Source organism: Acidimicrobiales bacterium, assembly GCA_035547835.1.
In the GTDB taxonomy this organism is placed as follows: domain Bacteria; phylum Actinomycetota; class Acidimicrobiia; order Acidimicrobiales; family Iamiaceae; genus DASZTW01.
This window is the reverse complement of record DASZTW010000001.1, coordinates 81,752-96,371: the sequence shown is the minus strand read 5'-3', so window position 1 is coordinate 96,371 and position 14,620 is coordinate 81,752. Positions and strand designations below refer to the sequence as shown.

Genomic DNA, 14,620 nt, shown 5'->3' with positions numbered 1-14,620 from the left:
GGAAGGGTGCCGGCGGGCGGGTTCAACAGCCGGGGCCGGCCCAGTTGCCGGCTCCAGCGCCACCTGCGTAGACCTGGCGGGCCCGTGCGTCCTGGACGGACTCCGGGGCCTGGGCGGCGCTCGAGTAGCCGCCGTAGTTGTTCCACGTACCGGGCATGAACTGCCACTTGCCGGACGCGCCGGAGCTGGAGTTCACGGCCGTGGGGTTGCCGTGCGATTCACGGATCATCACGCAGCAGGGGGGCAGGTCGCCGCCGCACGCGTGACCGGTCGAGGTGCCGGCCATGCGGTTCGACGAGTGCCGGGCCTGGTTGGCGCGGGACCGGGCTGCCTGGGCTCGTGCCCGGGCGTCGGCGTTGGCCTTGGCCGCCAGCAAGAACGCGGCAACCTGGTGGTAGTGGAGGTCGGCGGCCAGGTTGGCCAGCCGCACGTCGCCGCCATCGGGTCCGGTGCGGACCAGGTACGGGGCGCCGGTCGGCGTGGCCAGCGCCGCGGTGCCGACGTTGGCCTCGTGTTCGGCCGACGCGGCAGGGAAGTTCCAAGCGGCGCCGACCAGGGCGATCAGCGCCAGGACCGCGACGGCCAGCGTCGCGGTGCGTCTATAGCGGTGCATCAGGGGGCTCCTTCCGCTGACGCGACGGCACGCGCGCAGGATCGGGCGATCCAGAAGGGACGGGCGGGCCGGCGTGTCAGTTCTGTGCCGGTTGCGATCGCTCAGACCGGTGGGCCTGTGGCCCGGGTGGTGTGTCGGTCCGCGACGGTTGCGTCATGCGAAAGCAACGAAACTGTAACTTGCTTTCTGGCGTCGGATGAGATCACGTGACACCTGACCAGAAGTGGTTGTTCGCGCAACCAGCGGCCGTTCGTCGCTCTCCCGCCCGCGCCAGTGGTGGGGCGACCGGCCTCCTGCGTGTCCCGACCACCGTCCACGGCGTTGCCACACGGCCATCGGGGTGGTGAGGAATGCCTTGCTGTGCAAGGGATTCCCGAAGTTGTCGGACCCCGTCGATACCATCGCCGGAGTGAAGATCATCCACACGTCGGACTGGCACGTCGGCCGCCTGTTGCGGGGCAGGAGCCGGGCCGGCGAGCACCGGGCGGTGCTCGCCGAGATCGTCGGGATCGCCGAGGCGGAGCGGGCAGATGTCGTGTTGGTGTGTGGCGACTTGTTCGACACGGCCACGCCTAGCCCCGAGTCGGAGCGCATCGTGTACGGAGCGCTCTTGGCCCTCGCCGCCACGGGCGCCACCGTGGTGGTCATCGCGGGCAACCACGACAACGCCCGCCGCTTGCAGGCGGTCGAGCCGCTGCTCGAGCTCGGCCATGTCGTCACCCGACCGTTCTTCCTTCCGGCCGATGAGGGAGGCGTCATCGAGATCACCACCCGCGACGGCGTGCAGCAGGCGAAGGTCGCGGTGTTGCCGTTCCTGTCCCAGCGCCACGTCGTCACGGCCGACGCGTTGATGCAGAACGACCACGATCAGCACCAGCACAGCTACGACAGCCGGGTCCGCTCGATCCTCGGCAAGTTGTGCGAGTCGTTCGAGCCCACCACGGTGAACCTCGTCGCCGCCCACCTCACGGTGAAGGGCGGCCTGCTCGGAGGCGGGGAGCGGGCCGCCCACACCGTGTTCGAGTACGAAGTCGGCGCCTTGGGCTTCCCCGCCACCGCGCAGTACGTCGCGCTCGGCCACCTGCACCGCTCCCAGGTCGTGCCGGGGCCGTGTCCGATCCGCTACTGCGGGTCGCCGCTCCAGCTCGATTTCGGTGAGGTCGACGACCGCAAGGGCGTGCTCGTGATCGACGCGATGGCGGGCGTGCCCGTGAAGGTCCGCGCGGTGGAGCTCGAGACCGGCCGCCGGCTTCGCACCATCGCCGGGACCGTCGCCGAGTTGGAGGCGCTCGCCGGCACCACGGGTGACGACTACCTGAAGGTCGTCGTGCGGTCGGCGGCGCGGGTAGGCCTCGCCGATGAGGTGCGCGACCTGTTTCCGCATGCCGTCGACGTGCTCGTCGAACCGCCCGGAGTCGAGCGGGGGTCCGCGCCGCCCACGCCGTCACGCCGGGGCCGGTCGCCCAGCGAGCTGTTCACCGACTACCTGGCGAGCCGCGACGTCGTCGATCCCGCGCTCGAAGCGCTGTTCCGCGAGGTCCACGAGGAAGTCGCCGGCTGATGCGCCCCAGCCGCCTCGAAGTCGAGGGCTTCACCGTGTTCCGGCGACCCACGGTGGTCGACCTCGACGGGGTCGAGCTGTTCGCGCTGGTGGGACCCACCGGCTCCGGCAAGTCGAGCCTCATCGACGCCATGGTCTTCGCGCTGTACGGCTCGATCCCGCGGCTCGATCGGCGTGCCGTCGCGCCGATCATCGCCCTCGGCGCCAGCGAGGCGAAGGTGCGGCTCGACTTCGCCGTCGGCGCCGAGTCGTTCACCGCCGTGCGGGTCGTGCGGCGCACGAGGGCCGGCGCAACCACCAAGGAGGCCCGCTTGGTGCGGGCGAGTGATGGCGAGGTGCTCGCCGGCACCGCCGATGAGCTCACCGCCTCGGTGACCGACCTGCTGGGGCTGGGCTACGAGCACTTCGTCAAGTGCGTGGTACTCCCGCAAGGCGCGTTCGCTTCGTTCCTGCACGACAGTGGTGCCGACCGCCAAGGCCTGCTGATCAAGCTCCTCGATCTCGGCCTCTACGAGCGCATGGCCTCGGTCGCCCGACAACGAGAAGCCGAGGCGCGCCGGTCGTTCGACCAGCTGTCGGGCCAGCTCGAGGCGCTGGCCGACGCGACCCCAGCAGCCGTGGCCGCAGCCGAAGCCGAGCTCGCCGCGCGCGAGGCGCTGGCGGCCAAGGCCGACGGCTGGGCGGCCCAGCTGACCGAGCTGGCGAGCGACCACCAGACCGCCGTCGCGGCTGCTGGCGCCGCCAACGACCACGTCGACCTGCTGGCGTCGGTGCAGGTCCCGGCCGGGGTAGCCGAGCGGTCCGCCGACTTGCTTGCGGCGCGCGCCGCGCTGGACGAAGCCGGTGCCGAACATGAAGCCGCGGTGGCGGCGAGCGATGCCGCAGCCGCGGCCCGCGCGGTACTGGCTGACCGCAGCGAGCTCGAGCGGGCAGCCCAGGCCCACGAGCAGCTGGCGGCGGTGGGCGAAGCTCGCGACACTGCCGAGGCCGCCGTGGCCTCCGCTGAAGCAGCCGTCGCGAACGCCGACCGCGAGCTGGCGGAGGCCGAGGCCGCGATGGTCGACGCAGCCGCGGCGCTCGAGGCAGCGCAGTGGCGCCATCGTGCCCGCGACCTCGCCGCCCACTTGGTGGTGGGCGAGGCCTGCCCGGTGTGCGAGCAGGAAGTGGCCGCCCTGCCGTCCGCAGGGCCGTCGGGGAGTGATCCCGTCGCGGCGGCCCGCGAGGCGGCCGAGCAAGCGACGTCCGCACGCGACCAGGCTCGGCGTCGCCACTCCAAGGCCGAGCGCGACCACGTGCGCGCCGACACCGAGTTGACGCAGGCGCTGAGCCGGGTCGCCGGGCTCGAACCACTGGTGGCGGCGTGGCCCGACCTCGCCGCGCTGCGCACCGCGATCGACGAGGTCGTCGCCGCCGACGAGGCGGTCGCGGCGACGCAAGCGCACGCGCGCCGCGCTCGCCGGGCGGAGAGCGAAGCGCAAGCACGGGTGCGGGAGCTGGAGGGCGCCCAGCGCGATGACCTCGCCGCCTTCGACCGCGTCCGCGACACCGTCGCTTCCTTGGGTCCACCGGCGGCCGATCGCGCCGACTTGGCGGCCGCGTGGTCGGCGCTGAAGGCGTGGGTGGCTGAGCGGCTCCCCGTTGCCCGCGACGCGGCCGACGCAGCGAGCGCGCGCGTGGAAGCCGCGCGAGGGCAGGCGCAGGCGATCCGCTCGGAGGCGGCCGCGGCACTCGCTGAGCACGGCCTGCAACTCGCGACCGGCGAGGATCCGGCGCGGGTTGCGGCGGCCGGCACCGAGCGCAGCCGTGCCGGGCTCGAACGGCTCCAGCGCGATGCCGGACGGGCAGCGGATCTCCGGACCCAGTGCCACGAGGCGGAGCGTTCGGCCGACCTCGCGCGGGCCCTCGGTCAGCACTTGTCTGCCCGCGGCTTCGAGAAATGGGTGCTCGACGAGGCGCTGGCGGAGCTCACGGTCGGTGCAACGGAGACGCTGCGCACCCTTTCCGGCGGGGCGTACTCGCTCACCCTCGACGACAAGTCCAACTTCGTGGTGGTCGACCATCGCAATGCCGACGAAAATCGGTCCGCCCGCACGTTGTCGGGCGGTGAGACCTTCCTGGCGTCGCTGGCGCTGGCGCTCGCCCTGGCCGATCAGGTGGGGTCGCTGGCCAGCGACGGTGCCGCCCGGATCGAGTCGATCTTCCTCGACGAGGGCTTCGGCACGCTCGACGCCGACACGCTCGATGTGGTGGCTGCCGCCATCGAGGAGCTTGGCTCGCGCGGCCGCATGGTGGGCCTCGTCAGCCACGTACCGGAACTGGCCGAGCGGGTGCCCGTCCGATTCGAGGTGCGTCGTGACCCGGCGGGATCGCATGTCGAGAAGGTCGTGGTTTGACCGGTCCTGGCGTCAGCCGTCGGCTGGGCCAGCGGACGGGCCGGCGGGCACGTCGTGTGGCGCGCCGGTCGGTGGCACCGACGGCGGAGGTGGAGGCGTGAAGTTCGCGGTCGAGACGTGGGCGCCGGAGTACGGCGCGTCGGTCGATGAGGCGGGGCCGGAGGCGGCGAGCGAGCCGGTCGACCTCGCCGTCGAGGTCGCCCCGGCGGGCTGGGCGCCCATCGCAGCCGCGGGCGGTCCGCCCGAAGGCCCGGTTCGCTTCGTCGACGGGGTCCGCCGGATCGAGGCGCGGGTCTGGATCACGGGCGCGGACGGTCTCGTCCGCCAAGGGATCTGCGCCAGCTACGCGGCCGGGGTGGTCGTGTGCGACGGGCGGGCCGCCATCGAGTCGGCCATGGTCCGTCGGGCGCTGTTCGCGCCGGTGGAGGGTGCCGGCCCGGTGGTCACGTCGCACGGCACGTTCGTGCACCAACCCGTTGCGGCCGATGGGCCCGATCACCTCAGCGTGGCGCTGCAAGGAGCCATGGCCGAGCTCGAGCACGAGGTGAGCGTCGGCGCGCCGCCGGGTGAGCTGCTGGTGGTCGACGGCCCGTTGCGTTCTCGCCACCGGATGCCGGGAGCGGTCGGCTACGTCAAGACGCATCATCGCTCGTACTTGCCCGAGCCGCTCCAGCCGGTGGTCGGCCGGCTTGCCGCAGGGGAGCGCACCCCCGTCTTCTTGATCGACGGGCAGTCGCGGCGCTGGTCGTGGTACGTGTGCCTCCCCGGTGAGCGGACCCACGTCTGGGCGGCGGTGGTGCGTGCCGAGGTGCCGGCCGATCGCCCGCTCGATCAGGTCATCCGGCTGGCCGACCAGTTGGGCGTGGCGTTGCCCCGCTTCGCTTCGCGCCCGCACAAGGACGCCCGCGCACCGCAGAACCTGTACCCGATCGCCGGCCTCGAGCGCGAGCTCCGTCGGCGGCTCGGCGACACCAACGTGTTGCAACGCGCCCTGCGCGTCGCCGCGGCCACCACCACGCTGCTGTGAGCACGTAGCCACCTCCACGGTGGTCAAGTGCTCACAGCAGGGCCTGGTCCGGCTACGACGCCGGAACCGTCACGAAGTCGATCAGCTGCTCGACGGCGCCGATCAGTGCAGGCTCGAGGTCGGTCCACGACGACACCGACCCCAACAGGCGCTTCCAGAAGCGTCCCGGCTCCTCCTGCACGCCCAGGCGCGCCAGCACGCCTTCCTTCCACGGCTCACCGATCGGCACCGCGGGCCAGGTGTCCGCGCCGATCGCGCCTGGCTTCACGGCCTGCCAGATGTCGACGAACGGGTGCCCGACCACCAGCACGTCGGGGTGGTCGACGGCGGCCGCCAGCCGCGTCTCCTTCGACCCGTCGACGAGGTGGTCGAGCAGGATCCCGAGGCGTCGGCCGGGGCGCGGCCCGAACGTTCGCACCACTTCGGCCAGGTGGTCGGCGCCGCCGAGCTCCTCGACCACCACCCCCTCGACGCGGAGATCGTCACCCCACACTTTCTCGACCAACTCGGCGTCGTGTTGGCCTTCCACGAGGATGCGGCTGGCTCGGGCGACCTTTGCCGCGCCGCCCTCGACCGCGATCGACCCCGACGTCGTGCGCGTCGGCGCGCGCCTCGCGTCGCCCGGCCGGACGCGTGGCGGAACAAGCGTGACGTACGCGCCGTCGACCTCGAACCCGCCAGGCGTGTAGCGCACCCAATGATCGTCGCCCCGACGGTCGCGCAGCAGCACCGCTTCGGTGTTGGCCTCGATGATGGCCCCGGCGAACGGTGTGCCGCGCTGCTGGGCGACCAGCCCTGGTCGGGCCTCCACTTCGGGGTACGTCGTGCGGCGGCGTCGGGGTCCGTCGAGGTCGAGCGGTTCGGCCCCCGGAGGCGGTGCGTAGCGATGCGGGCGGGACACGGTCCCGTGAACGTACCCGTCAACCGGTCCGCTGCGGGGGATCAGAGCACGCCTGGCCTCCACGCCACCGCGCGCGGCCGCGACGTCACCGCCCAATAGAGTCACATCCGTCGCCCCCGAGCACCTCCAGCGTGCTCCCGCCTGGTCCGTTGGAGTCGCTTCGTGCACATCTGGCAGTCGATCATTCTCGGCGTCGTCGAGGGCGTGACCGAGTTCCTGCCCGTCTCGAGCACCGGCCACCTGACCGTGGTCGAGAAGTTGATGGGGATGAAGGTCAACAACGACTCGGTCACCGCCTACACCGCGGTGATCCAAGTGGGCGCGATCATCGCCGCCCTCTGGTACTTCCGGCGCGACATCGTCGCCATCGTCGAGGGGTGGTTCGGGGGGCTGCGCCAGCGGGAGCGCCGCGGTGAGCTGCACTACCGCATGGGGTGGCTGATCATCGTCGGCACGATCCCGATCGCCATCGTGGGCTTGGCCGCCAAAGGCGTGATCGAAGGGCCGTTGCGCAACTTGTGGTGGGTGGTCGCCGCGCTGATCGCCTGGGGCGCAGCGATGGTGTGGTCAGAGTCGTCGGCTCGCCAGACGCGCGGCGAACCGTCGCTCACCGTGATCGACGGGCTGGTCATCGGCGTGGCGCAATGTTTGGCGCTCATTCCGGGCGTGTCCCGGTCGGGCGCCACCATCGCGGCGGGGCTCTTCCGCGGCATCGACCGGGTGACGGCCACCCGCCTGTCGTTCTTCCTCGCGATCCCGGCCTTGGTGGCCGCTGCCGGGCTCGAAGCGCCCAAGGCCTTCAAGCACGGGGGTGTTGGCGCGGCCCCGACGGTGGTCGGGATCGTCGTGAGCTTCGCGGTGGCCTACGCAGCCATTGCCTGGTTCCTCCGGTTCGTGGGCCACCATCGGATCGACACGTTCGTGCCGTACCGGGTCATCGCCGCGCTCGTCGTGATCGGCCTGCTGCTGTCGCACACGATCACCTCGATCTGATCCTCACGCGGACTCAGTGGTCAGACCAGTGGAGCAGCGACCGCCAGCCGGTCTGTTTGCCTCGGCGCTGGTCGTGGTTCTTGCGCCTCGTCGGTCTCCAGTGGCATAGTGGTCAGACCACCTGATGATCCGCCACAAGTCCTTCTGCGCGCAGAAGGTGACCGCGACGGTGGGATCTTCCGCGCGGAACGGAAGCGAGAGGACAGCTGATGGCCTTGCAACTCGAACCGCTCGAACGCCGAACGGTGGCAGACGAAGTCTTCGAGCGGCTGCTCGAGGAGATCCGCGCAGGTCAGGTCAGCGCCGGCGATCCGCTCCCCGCCGAGCGGGCGCTGAGTGAGCAGCTCGGTGTCAATCGCCAAGCCGTGCGCGAGGCGCTGCAACGCCTCGCCCAGGCCGGCCTCGTCGACATCCGCCAAGGCGGGCTCACCCGCGTGCGCGACTTCCGCCACGCCGCTGGCCTCGACCTACTGCCTCGTCTCCTCCTCGGCCGGGACGGCGTTCCCGACCCTTCGGTGATCCGATCGGTGATGGAGCTACGAGCCACGCTCGGGCCAGACATCGCCGCACGGTGCGCCGAGCGGGCCTCGGTCGCCGTGGCCGCCGAGCTGCGCGAGGCGCTGGCCGAGCTCGTCGCCACCCCGCGGGTCGACACGGTGGAACGCGCCGAGCGCGATCTTCGTTTCTGGGAGTGCCTGGTGGAGGGCGCCGACAACGTGGCCTACCGCCTGGCGTTCAACAGCCTCCGCCAGGTTTACGAGCCTGTCCTCCCGGTGTTGGCGGGCATCCTCGCCGACGAGTTCGGCGACCTCGACGACCACCGTGCCATCGTCGCGGCCGTGGCCGATCGTGATCCGGCTACGGCGCAGGACGCTGCCTGGGCGTTGCTGGCCCGCGGGACTGCGGCGATGGAGTCTGTGCTCGAGTCGCTGTCGGCGACCGAAGGGGCTGCGTCGTGACCACCACCGACGCGCCGCCGCCCCGCCCGGCTCCGGACCCCGCATCCGGTACGACGCCTCGGGTCCAGCGGGCCCCGCTGCTCACCGAGCCGCCCTCATCGGGACGGCCGCGGCTGGTGGTCGGCGGCCCCGGTGGCCCGGCGTCGAACGACCTTGCTGATCTCGCCCGGTGGTTCATCCGCCGGCCGACGCCCCGCCTCATGGCCGGCTTTCTCGCCGCAGCCGTGGTCGGCCGGGCGACGGAAGGCAAGCCGCGCCGCAGCGATGCCGCGGTCGCGGCGGCGATGGTCGCCGCCCAGCCTCTCACTGAGTTCGTGATCCACACGCGGCTGTTGCACCGTCGGCCCACCCGGTGGCGGGGTCGCACCATCGACCCGGTGGCGGCGCACGACCACCGCATCCACCACGCGGACCCGAAGGACCTGAGCTGGGTGTTCGTGCCGCTCCCAACCTTGCTCATCGGTTTCGGTGCTGCGGCCGCCGGGGCGTGCATCCCCGGGGCCGACCGCCGCCTGACCTCGACCGCTGCAGTGACCGGCGGAGCGTTGTTGGCCGCGTACGAGTGGTCGCACTACTTGATGCACACCGGCTACCGGCCGAAAACCGGTTGGTTCCGCAGCCGTTTCCGCACCCACCGGCTGCACCACTACCGCAACGAGAAGTACTGGTTCGGCGTCACCACCCACCTCGCCGACCAAGCGTTCGGCACGATGCCGGTGCCGGGCGAGGTGCCCCGGTCGGAGACGGCGCGGTCGCTTCCTGCCGAGGTCTGACCCGCTCCCCGGTGGCTCAGCTCGGGTCCTCGGGCAGCGCCGGGGGCGGCGGGGGAGGCACCGCGACGTCGTCAGCTGCGGCGACGGGTGCGGGCGACAGCACCACGCCCGCCACGTGCGCCGGGCTGAGCCCGAGCGCGCCGCCGACCTGTTCGAGGACGGGGCGGGCCGGCTCGACGCCGCCGTCGCTGTTGGCCACGTGCACCAGCGAGCTGAGGAACTGCTCCTTGCCGGGCAGGGTGAGCGCACCCGACAGGTACGACAGGTGTTGGCCGAGCTCGTTGGTGTCGAGGTTGGCAAGGTCGTGTGCCAGCGCGGCGTCGTCGTAGCCGGCGAAGCCGGTGCGCTGGATCGCCTCGACCGCTGCCGGGGCGCCGGAGCCGCCGCTCGCACGAAGCACGGTGGCGACGGCGAGACGCATCGACCCCTGCAGCTCGGTGCTGAGCTCGGTGCTGGTGGGCTGCTGCAGCACCCCCGGCTCGAAGCGGTTCTTGCACGTCTCGCACTGCACGGCTTCGGCGGCCGGCTTGCCGGTGGGGAACAGCGGGATCCAAAACAACGTGAACCAGCGCCGGGCGACCGACTTGACCCACGTGCGGTCGCCGCCGCACGCCGGGCAGAAGAACTGGCCGGTGTGCTCCCGCTTCGTCGACCAGCGGTACTTGAAGCCCCACACGATGAAGAACATGGACGAGTCGCCTCCTGCTGCCGGCGGCCCGGTGGGGCCACCTGCGACCGAAGATAGCCTTGCGGCCGTGGCTCAAACCCTCACGGAACCCGTCATCACTGTCACCGAACAGGCCCTCACCAAGATCCTCGAGCTGCGCGCCAACGAAGACGGCGCCGACACGCTCGGTCTGCGGATCGCGGTCACGGGCGTGCGGGGGCCGGAGTACACGTACGACTTGTCGTTCGAAGAGCTCGGCTCGGCCGACGACGATGACGTGATCACGGAACAAGGTGGCCTCCCGGTGATCGTGCCGGCCGATTCGCTCGACCCATTGCAGGGCGCCACGCTCGACCTGCCACGCAACGCCGACCAAGCGGGTCTGGTGCTGCGCAACCCCAACCGGCCCGACCCGCTGGCGGGGATCGACATCGAGCTCACCGGTGACATCGCCGAGAAGGTCACCACGTTGCTGGAGCAGGTGATCAACCCTGCGCTCGACGCGCACGGCGGCTACGCGGAGTTCAAGGGTGTCGACGGCGACCGGGTGTTCGTGTCGATGGGTGGCGGCTGCCAGGGCTGCGCCGTGTCGGCGATGACCCTGCGGCAGGGCATCGAGCGCACGATCAAAGAGCGCATCCCCGAAGTGACCGACGTGGTCGACGTCACGGATCACGACGCGGGTGAAAACCCGTTCTACTGATCCCCGAGGGCGCCCGCCCGCTCCGTCATTAGCAATATAGCCCAGGGGTGGGGGCTTGCTGCAAACGCCCAAAGTGTGTTGACCATTACTCCCTATGTCAGGCCCTGACGGGCTGGCGACGGCGAGGGAGAAGAAGATGCACGTGGATCGTTCACCTTCGGTGGTGGTGGCGGGCGGCGGCCCGGTCGGGCTGATGCTGGCTGCGGAGCTGATGCTGGCTGGGACCGACGTGGTCGTCGTCGAGCGCCGAACCAGCCAAGCGCTCGAGAGCTCGCGCGCGGGCGGGCTGCACCCTCGCACCCTCGAAGTGCTCGACCAGCGCGGCGTGGCGGACCGGTTCGTGTCCGCGGGCGAGCCGCACCCGGGCGTCGGCTTTGCCCACATCCCGCTGGGCATCAGCGATTTCCCGAGTCGACACAATTACGTGTTGGCGTTGTGGCAGCGGGATTTCGAGCGGATATTGGCCGAATGGGTCGCGCAGATCGGTGTCGCGATCCTGCGCGGCCGTGAGGTGGAGAGCTTCGAGCAGGACGAGACCGGCGTCGATGTCCACATCGGCGGCGACGGTCCGACGACCTTGCGGGCGGAGTACCTCGTCGGGTGCGACGGAGGGCGCAGCCTGGTCCGCAGGGCGGCCGGCATCGACTTCGTGGGGACGGACGCGTCGACGAGCTGGATGATCGCGGAGGTCGAGATGGGCGAGGAGCCCGAGTTCGGCTTCCGCCACGACGACGCCGGCACGCATGCGATCGGTCGCCGCCAGCCGGATGAGCCGATCCGGCTCGCGCTGACCGAGCGCGAGGTCGACCACCGGGATCCGACCGTCGACGAGCTGCGGGCCACCCTGATCGGCGTGTACGGCACGGACTTCGATCTGCAGCGTGTCGACTGGGTCTCCCGCTTCACCGACATGACTCGCCAGGCCGTCGCGTATCGCGACCGGCGGGTGTTGCTGGCGGGCGACGCGGCGCACGTGCACCCGCCGCACGGCGGCCAGGGCCTCAACCTCGGGGTGCAGGACGCGGTGAACCTCGGATGGAAGCTCGCCCAGGTGGTCAGTGGGGTCTCGCCCGACAGCTTGCTCGACACGTACCACGCCGAACGCCAACCTGTGGGGGCGCGGGTGCTGCGCAACACGCTGGCGCAAGTGGCCCTCGGCCTACCTGACGACCGCCACCGAGCGTTGCTCGACACGATGACCGAGCTGTTGGCGCTGGATGAGCCGCGCCGCCACATCGCCGGGATGATCTCGGCGCTCGACCTTCACTACGACCTCGGCGGCGGGCATGCGCTCGTCGGGCGACGCATGCCCGACCTCGACTTGGTGACGGCCGAGGGTCCACGGCGGGTGTTCGACCTCCTGCACGACGCGCGCCCGATCCTGGTGGCGTTCGACGCCGGAGACGGCCTCGACGGGGTGCCGTGGGCCGACCGGGTCCGAACGGTCCACGCCACGTGCGACGGTCGTTGGGAGTTACCGGTCGTGGGGGAGGTCGATCCGCCCGAGGCCGTCCTGGTCCGACCCGACGGGTATGTGGCGTGGGCCGGAGAGGTCGGAGATCCCGACTTGTCCCGGGCGCGGGCGACGTGGTTCGGGTCGTCGTCGCCGACGCACAGCCGGGCCTGATGTCGGGACTGTGGTCCCGGCACCGGCGCGCGCTCCCCATCAAACGTTCGTTTGGTACGGTCTGGCGCCATGGCTGACACCGTGGTGACCAAGGACGATCTGCCCACCCCACCGTTCGACCTCGACGTGCTGGATCCCCGGTTCTACGACGATCCGTGGGACGGCTACCGCTGGCTGCGGAACCATGCACCGGTCTGGTGGGACCCCCGCAACGAGCTGTGGGTCGTGTCCAAGCACGAGGACGTCAGCTACGTGAGCCGCAACGACGACCTTTTCTCCGCGGCGCAGGGTGTACGGCCGAAGCTCATGGCGCCGATGTCGATCATCGCGATGGACGACCCCGAGCACACTCGCCAGCGGCGCCTGGTGAGCAAGGGCTTCACACCGCGGGTCGTGCGGCAGCTCAGCGACCACATCCGCGATCTGTCACGCGAGCTGATCGACTCGGTCGCGGCCAAGGGCGAGGTCGAGTTCGTCGAGGACTTCGCCATCCACGTGCCGCTGATCGTGATCGCCGAGATGATGGGGCTCGACCCCGAACAGCGCAAGCACCTGTACCACTGGTCCGACGACATGATGGCGGGCGACGGCCACACGGACCCCGAGAGCCCGGCGCTGCTAGCCGCCGCGGTGGCGTTCGGCGAGTTCTGCGATGCGTGCAGCGTGCACATCGACGAGCGCCGCCGCACCGGACGGACCGACGACATCATCGGGATCTTGACCAACGCCTTTGACGACGGGGAGCTCGGCCGGGGCGGGATGCCGTCGGTGGCCGACGAGGCCACTGCGACTGCGGTGAGCCCGTTGAGCAACGACGACCTCCTGATGTTCCTCACGTTGTTGGTGGTGGCCGGCAACGAGACCACCCGCAACGCGCTGTCCGGCGGGCTCCACGCGTTGAGCCGCTTCCCGGACCAGCGCGCCCGCCTGGTGGCGGAGCCCGAGCTGATGGAGACCGCGGTCGATGAGATCGTGCGGTTCGTGTCGCCCGTGCTGAGCTTCAACCGCACCCTCACGCGTGACCACGTCTACAAGGGCGTGCAGCTCTGCGAAGGCGACAAAGTGCTGATGCTGTACCAGTCGGCCAACCGCGACGAGGACGTCTTCGACCGGCCCGACGACCTGATCCTCGACCGCGACCCCAACCCGTCGTTGGCGTTCGGGGTCGGCACCCACTTCTGCATGGGCTACAACCTCGCCAAGGCCGAGATCCGCATCGTGTACGAGGAGCTGTTCGCTCGACTCCGGGACATCTCGGCCGTCGACCCGTCGGCTCCGCTCGAGCGGGGCGACTCGTCGTTGGTCATGTCGATCAAGCGCTTGCCGGCGCGGTTCACGCCCGAGCGCGAAGGCCGCGCGCCGCAGGCGGGGGTCTAGACAGTCGACATGCCCGCTTCCGTCACCGCGTCCCCCGCCGGCGCCGGCACTGTCGACCAGCGGGCGCGCATCCTCGCGACCGCGCTGGAGCTGATGGGCGAACGTGGGGTGGCCAAGACGTCGATGCGCCGGCTCGCGTCCGCGTGCGGCCTCAACGTGGCCACGCTGTACCACTACTTCCCGTCGAAAGCGGAGCTCGTGCGGGCACTGCTCTTCGAGCGGCGCTACACCGAACGCCTTCGCGAGGAGCAGCCCACGGTCGACCCGTCGCTGCCGCCCCCCGCTCGGCTCGAATCGCTGTTCGCAGCCGTCTGGGAAGGGACGCTTGCGGAGGAATCGGTGTGGCGCGTGCTGGTCTCGGAATCGATCCAAGGCGACGCGTCGGTTCGGTCAGCCATCGACGAGCTGGTGTCCTCCGTGTCCGACGGCCTCGCCGCGTGGATGTCGCAGCTGTTTCCGGAGCTTGCCGCCGGACCCGTCGACGTCGCCATGGCAGCTCGGCTCGTGCGCTCCACATTGTTCGCGCTGATCGTGGAAGAGCTGGCCGTCGGCGAGGCAGATGCCACCGTCGCCGCGGCCGATCTCGCGTCGGTGCTCTTCCCTGGGGGATAGCTGCGTGCCTGGTCTCACGCCGTCACCGCGGGGATCGCCATGGGTGACGGGCGCGCCGACGGGCGCATGGTCCGGCGTCGAACGCCAGCCGGGTCAGCTGGGTGCATTGGGGGCGCTGCTCATCGCGTCGATCGGGGTGGACGTCGTGGGGCGAGATCGTCCGCGGCAGCCGGGGTCGGGCCCACCTCGTGCTGCACCTCGATCCCGGCGAACCCAGTGGGCCGCACGGGCACTGGCTGGGCGCGGTACGCCTCGCAGGCCGGTTCTCCGACACCCCGCTGCAGCCGGTCGAGCTCCGCGGCGACTCCTGCCGCGGTGGCACCGTGGTCGCGCGGTGCGAAGGCGCAGTCCTGTGGACCGACAGCGCGGTGCGGGGCCCCGCGCAACGCTCGCCGGCTCCTCGTACACCGACGT

Annotated in this window: 13 protein-coding genes; 10 read left to right on the top strand and 3 right to left on the bottom strand. The window is 71.1% G+C overall.

Features of this window, described 5'->3' with window-relative positions:
• Nucleotides 1–22: 22 nt before the first annotated feature.
• Nucleotides 23–613, bottom strand: a complete 591-nt coding sequence (locus VHA73_00465) for a transglycosylase family protein (protein ID HVX16478.1) — start codon at nt 611–613, stop codon at nt 23–25.
• A 409-nt stretch (nt 614–1,022) separates the two neighbouring features.
• Between VHA73_00465 and VHA73_00460 the strand changes: the two genes are divergently transcribed.
• From VHA73_00460 to VHA73_00450, 3 genes are all read left to right on the top strand, one after another.
• Nucleotides 1,023–2,174, top strand: coding sequence for an exonuclease SbcCD subunit D (locus VHA73_00460; protein HVX16477.1), 1,152 nt, complete (start codon nt 1,023–1,025; stop codon nt 2,172–2,174).
• The gene (locus VHA73_00455; protein HVX16476.1) at nt 2,174–4,567 is read left to right on the top strand and encodes an SMC family ATPase; all 2,394 of its coding nucleotides are present in this window, start codon (nt 2,174–2,176) and stop codon (nt 4,565–4,567) included. The genes VHA73_00460 and VHA73_00455 overlap by 1 nt, the downstream gene beginning before the upstream one ends.
• Nucleotides 4,568–4,664: 97 nt before the next feature.
• On the top strand, nt 4,665–5,594 hold the full coding sequence (locus tag VHA73_00450) for a hypothetical protein (GenBank protein ID HVX16475.1): 930 nt from the start codon (nt 4,665–4,667) through the stop codon (nt 5,592–5,594).
• A gap of 52 nt (nt 5,595–5,646) precedes the next feature.
• On the opposite strand, the gene VHA73_00445 is transcribed toward VHA73_00450, so the two are convergent.
• Complete coding sequence (locus VHA73_00445) at nt 5,647–6,495, bottom strand: DUF3097 family protein (GenBank protein HVX16474.1); 849 nt, start codon at nt 6,493–6,495, stop codon at nt 5,647–5,649.
• 162 nt (nt 6,496–6,657) lie between these two features.
• On the opposite strand from VHA73_00445, the gene VHA73_00440 reads away from it, so the two are divergent.
• The 3 genes from VHA73_00440 to VHA73_00430 all read left to right on the top strand — a co-directional run bounded on the left by VHA73_00440 (nt 6,658) and on the right by VHA73_00430 (nt 9,220).
• Nucleotides 6,658–7,488, top strand: a complete 831-nt coding sequence (locus VHA73_00440; protein ID HVX16473.1) for an undecaprenyl-diphosphate phosphatase — start codon at nt 6,658–6,660, stop codon at nt 7,486–7,488.
• A 209-nt stretch (nt 7,489–7,697) separates the two neighbouring features.
• On the top strand, nt 7,698–8,447 hold the full coding sequence (locus VHA73_00435; protein HVX16472.1) for a GntR family transcriptional regulator: 750 nt from the start codon (nt 7,698–7,700) through the stop codon (nt 8,445–8,447).
• On the top strand, nt 8,444–9,220 hold the full coding sequence (locus VHA73_00430) for a sterol desaturase family protein (GenBank protein ID HVX16471.1): 777 nt from the start codon (nt 8,444–8,446) through the stop codon (nt 9,218–9,220). The genes VHA73_00435 and VHA73_00430 overlap by 4 nt, the downstream gene beginning before the upstream one ends.
• Before the next feature lie 16 nt (nt 9,221–9,236).
• On the opposite strand, the gene VHA73_00425 is transcribed toward VHA73_00430, so the two are convergent.
• Nucleotides 9,237–9,908 carry a hypothetical protein gene (locus VHA73_00425; protein HVX16470.1) on the bottom strand — a complete coding sequence of 224 codons (672 nt, stop codon included), beginning with the start codon at nt 9,906–9,908 and terminating at the stop codon, nt 9,237–9,239.
• A gap of 67 nt (nt 9,909–9,975) precedes the next feature.
• Between VHA73_00425 and VHA73_00420 the strand changes: the two genes are divergently transcribed.
• The 4 genes from VHA73_00420 to VHA73_00405 all read left to right on the top strand — a co-directional run bounded on the left by VHA73_00420 (nt 9,976) and on the right by VHA73_00405 (nt 14,206).
• Nucleotides 9,976–10,590, top strand: coding sequence for a NifU family protein (locus VHA73_00420; protein HVX16469.1), 615 nt, complete (start codon nt 9,976–9,978; stop codon nt 10,588–10,590).
• Nucleotides 10,591–10,732: 142 nt separating this feature from the next.
• Nucleotides 10,733–12,217 (top strand): FAD-dependent monooxygenase, encoded by a 1,485-nt coding sequence (locus VHA73_00415; protein HVX16468.1) that lies wholly within the window; start codon nt 10,733–10,735, stop codon nt 12,215–12,217.
• Between the two features lie 69 nt (nt 12,218–12,286).
• Nucleotides 12,287–13,594 carry a cytochrome P450 gene (locus VHA73_00410; protein ID HVX16467.1) on the top strand — a complete coding sequence of 436 codons (1,308 nt, stop codon included), beginning with the start codon at nt 12,287–12,289 and terminating at the stop codon, nt 13,592–13,594.
• Between the two features lie 9 nt (nt 13,595–13,603).
• A complete protein-coding gene (locus VHA73_00405; GenBank protein ID HVX16466.1) occupies nt 13,604–14,206 on the top strand; it encodes a TetR/AcrR family transcriptional regulator in 603 nt (200 codons plus the stop codon).
• Nucleotides 14,207–14,620 lie beyond the last annotated feature (414 nt).

What these genes read in the sequence shown, in the direction of transcription:
- VHA73_00465 (HVX16478.1), bottom strand. Translation starts at nt 613, where the DNA reads ATGCACCGCTATAGACGCACCGCGACGCTGGCCGTCGCGGTCCTGGCG.
- VHA73_00455 (HVX16476.1), top strand. Translation starts at nt 2,174, where the DNA reads ATGCGCCCCAGCCGCCTCGAAGTCGAGGGCTTCACCGTGTTCCGGCGA.
- VHA73_00435 (HVX16472.1), top strand. Translation starts at nt 7,698, where the DNA reads ATGGCCTTGCAACTCGAACCGCTCGAACGCCGAACGGTGGCAGACGAA.
- VHA73_00425 (HVX16470.1), bottom strand. Translation starts at nt 9,908, where the DNA reads ATGTTCTTCATCGTGTGGGGCTTCAAGTACCGCTGGTCGACGAAGCGG.
- VHA73_00410 (HVX16467.1), top strand. Translation starts at nt 12,287, where the DNA reads ATGGCTGACACCGTGGTGACCAAGGACGATCTGCCCACCCCACCGTTC.
- VHA73_00405 (HVX16466.1), top strand. Translation starts at nt 13,604, where the DNA reads ATGCCCGCTTCCGTCACCGCGTCCCCCGCCGGCGCCGGCACTGTCGAC.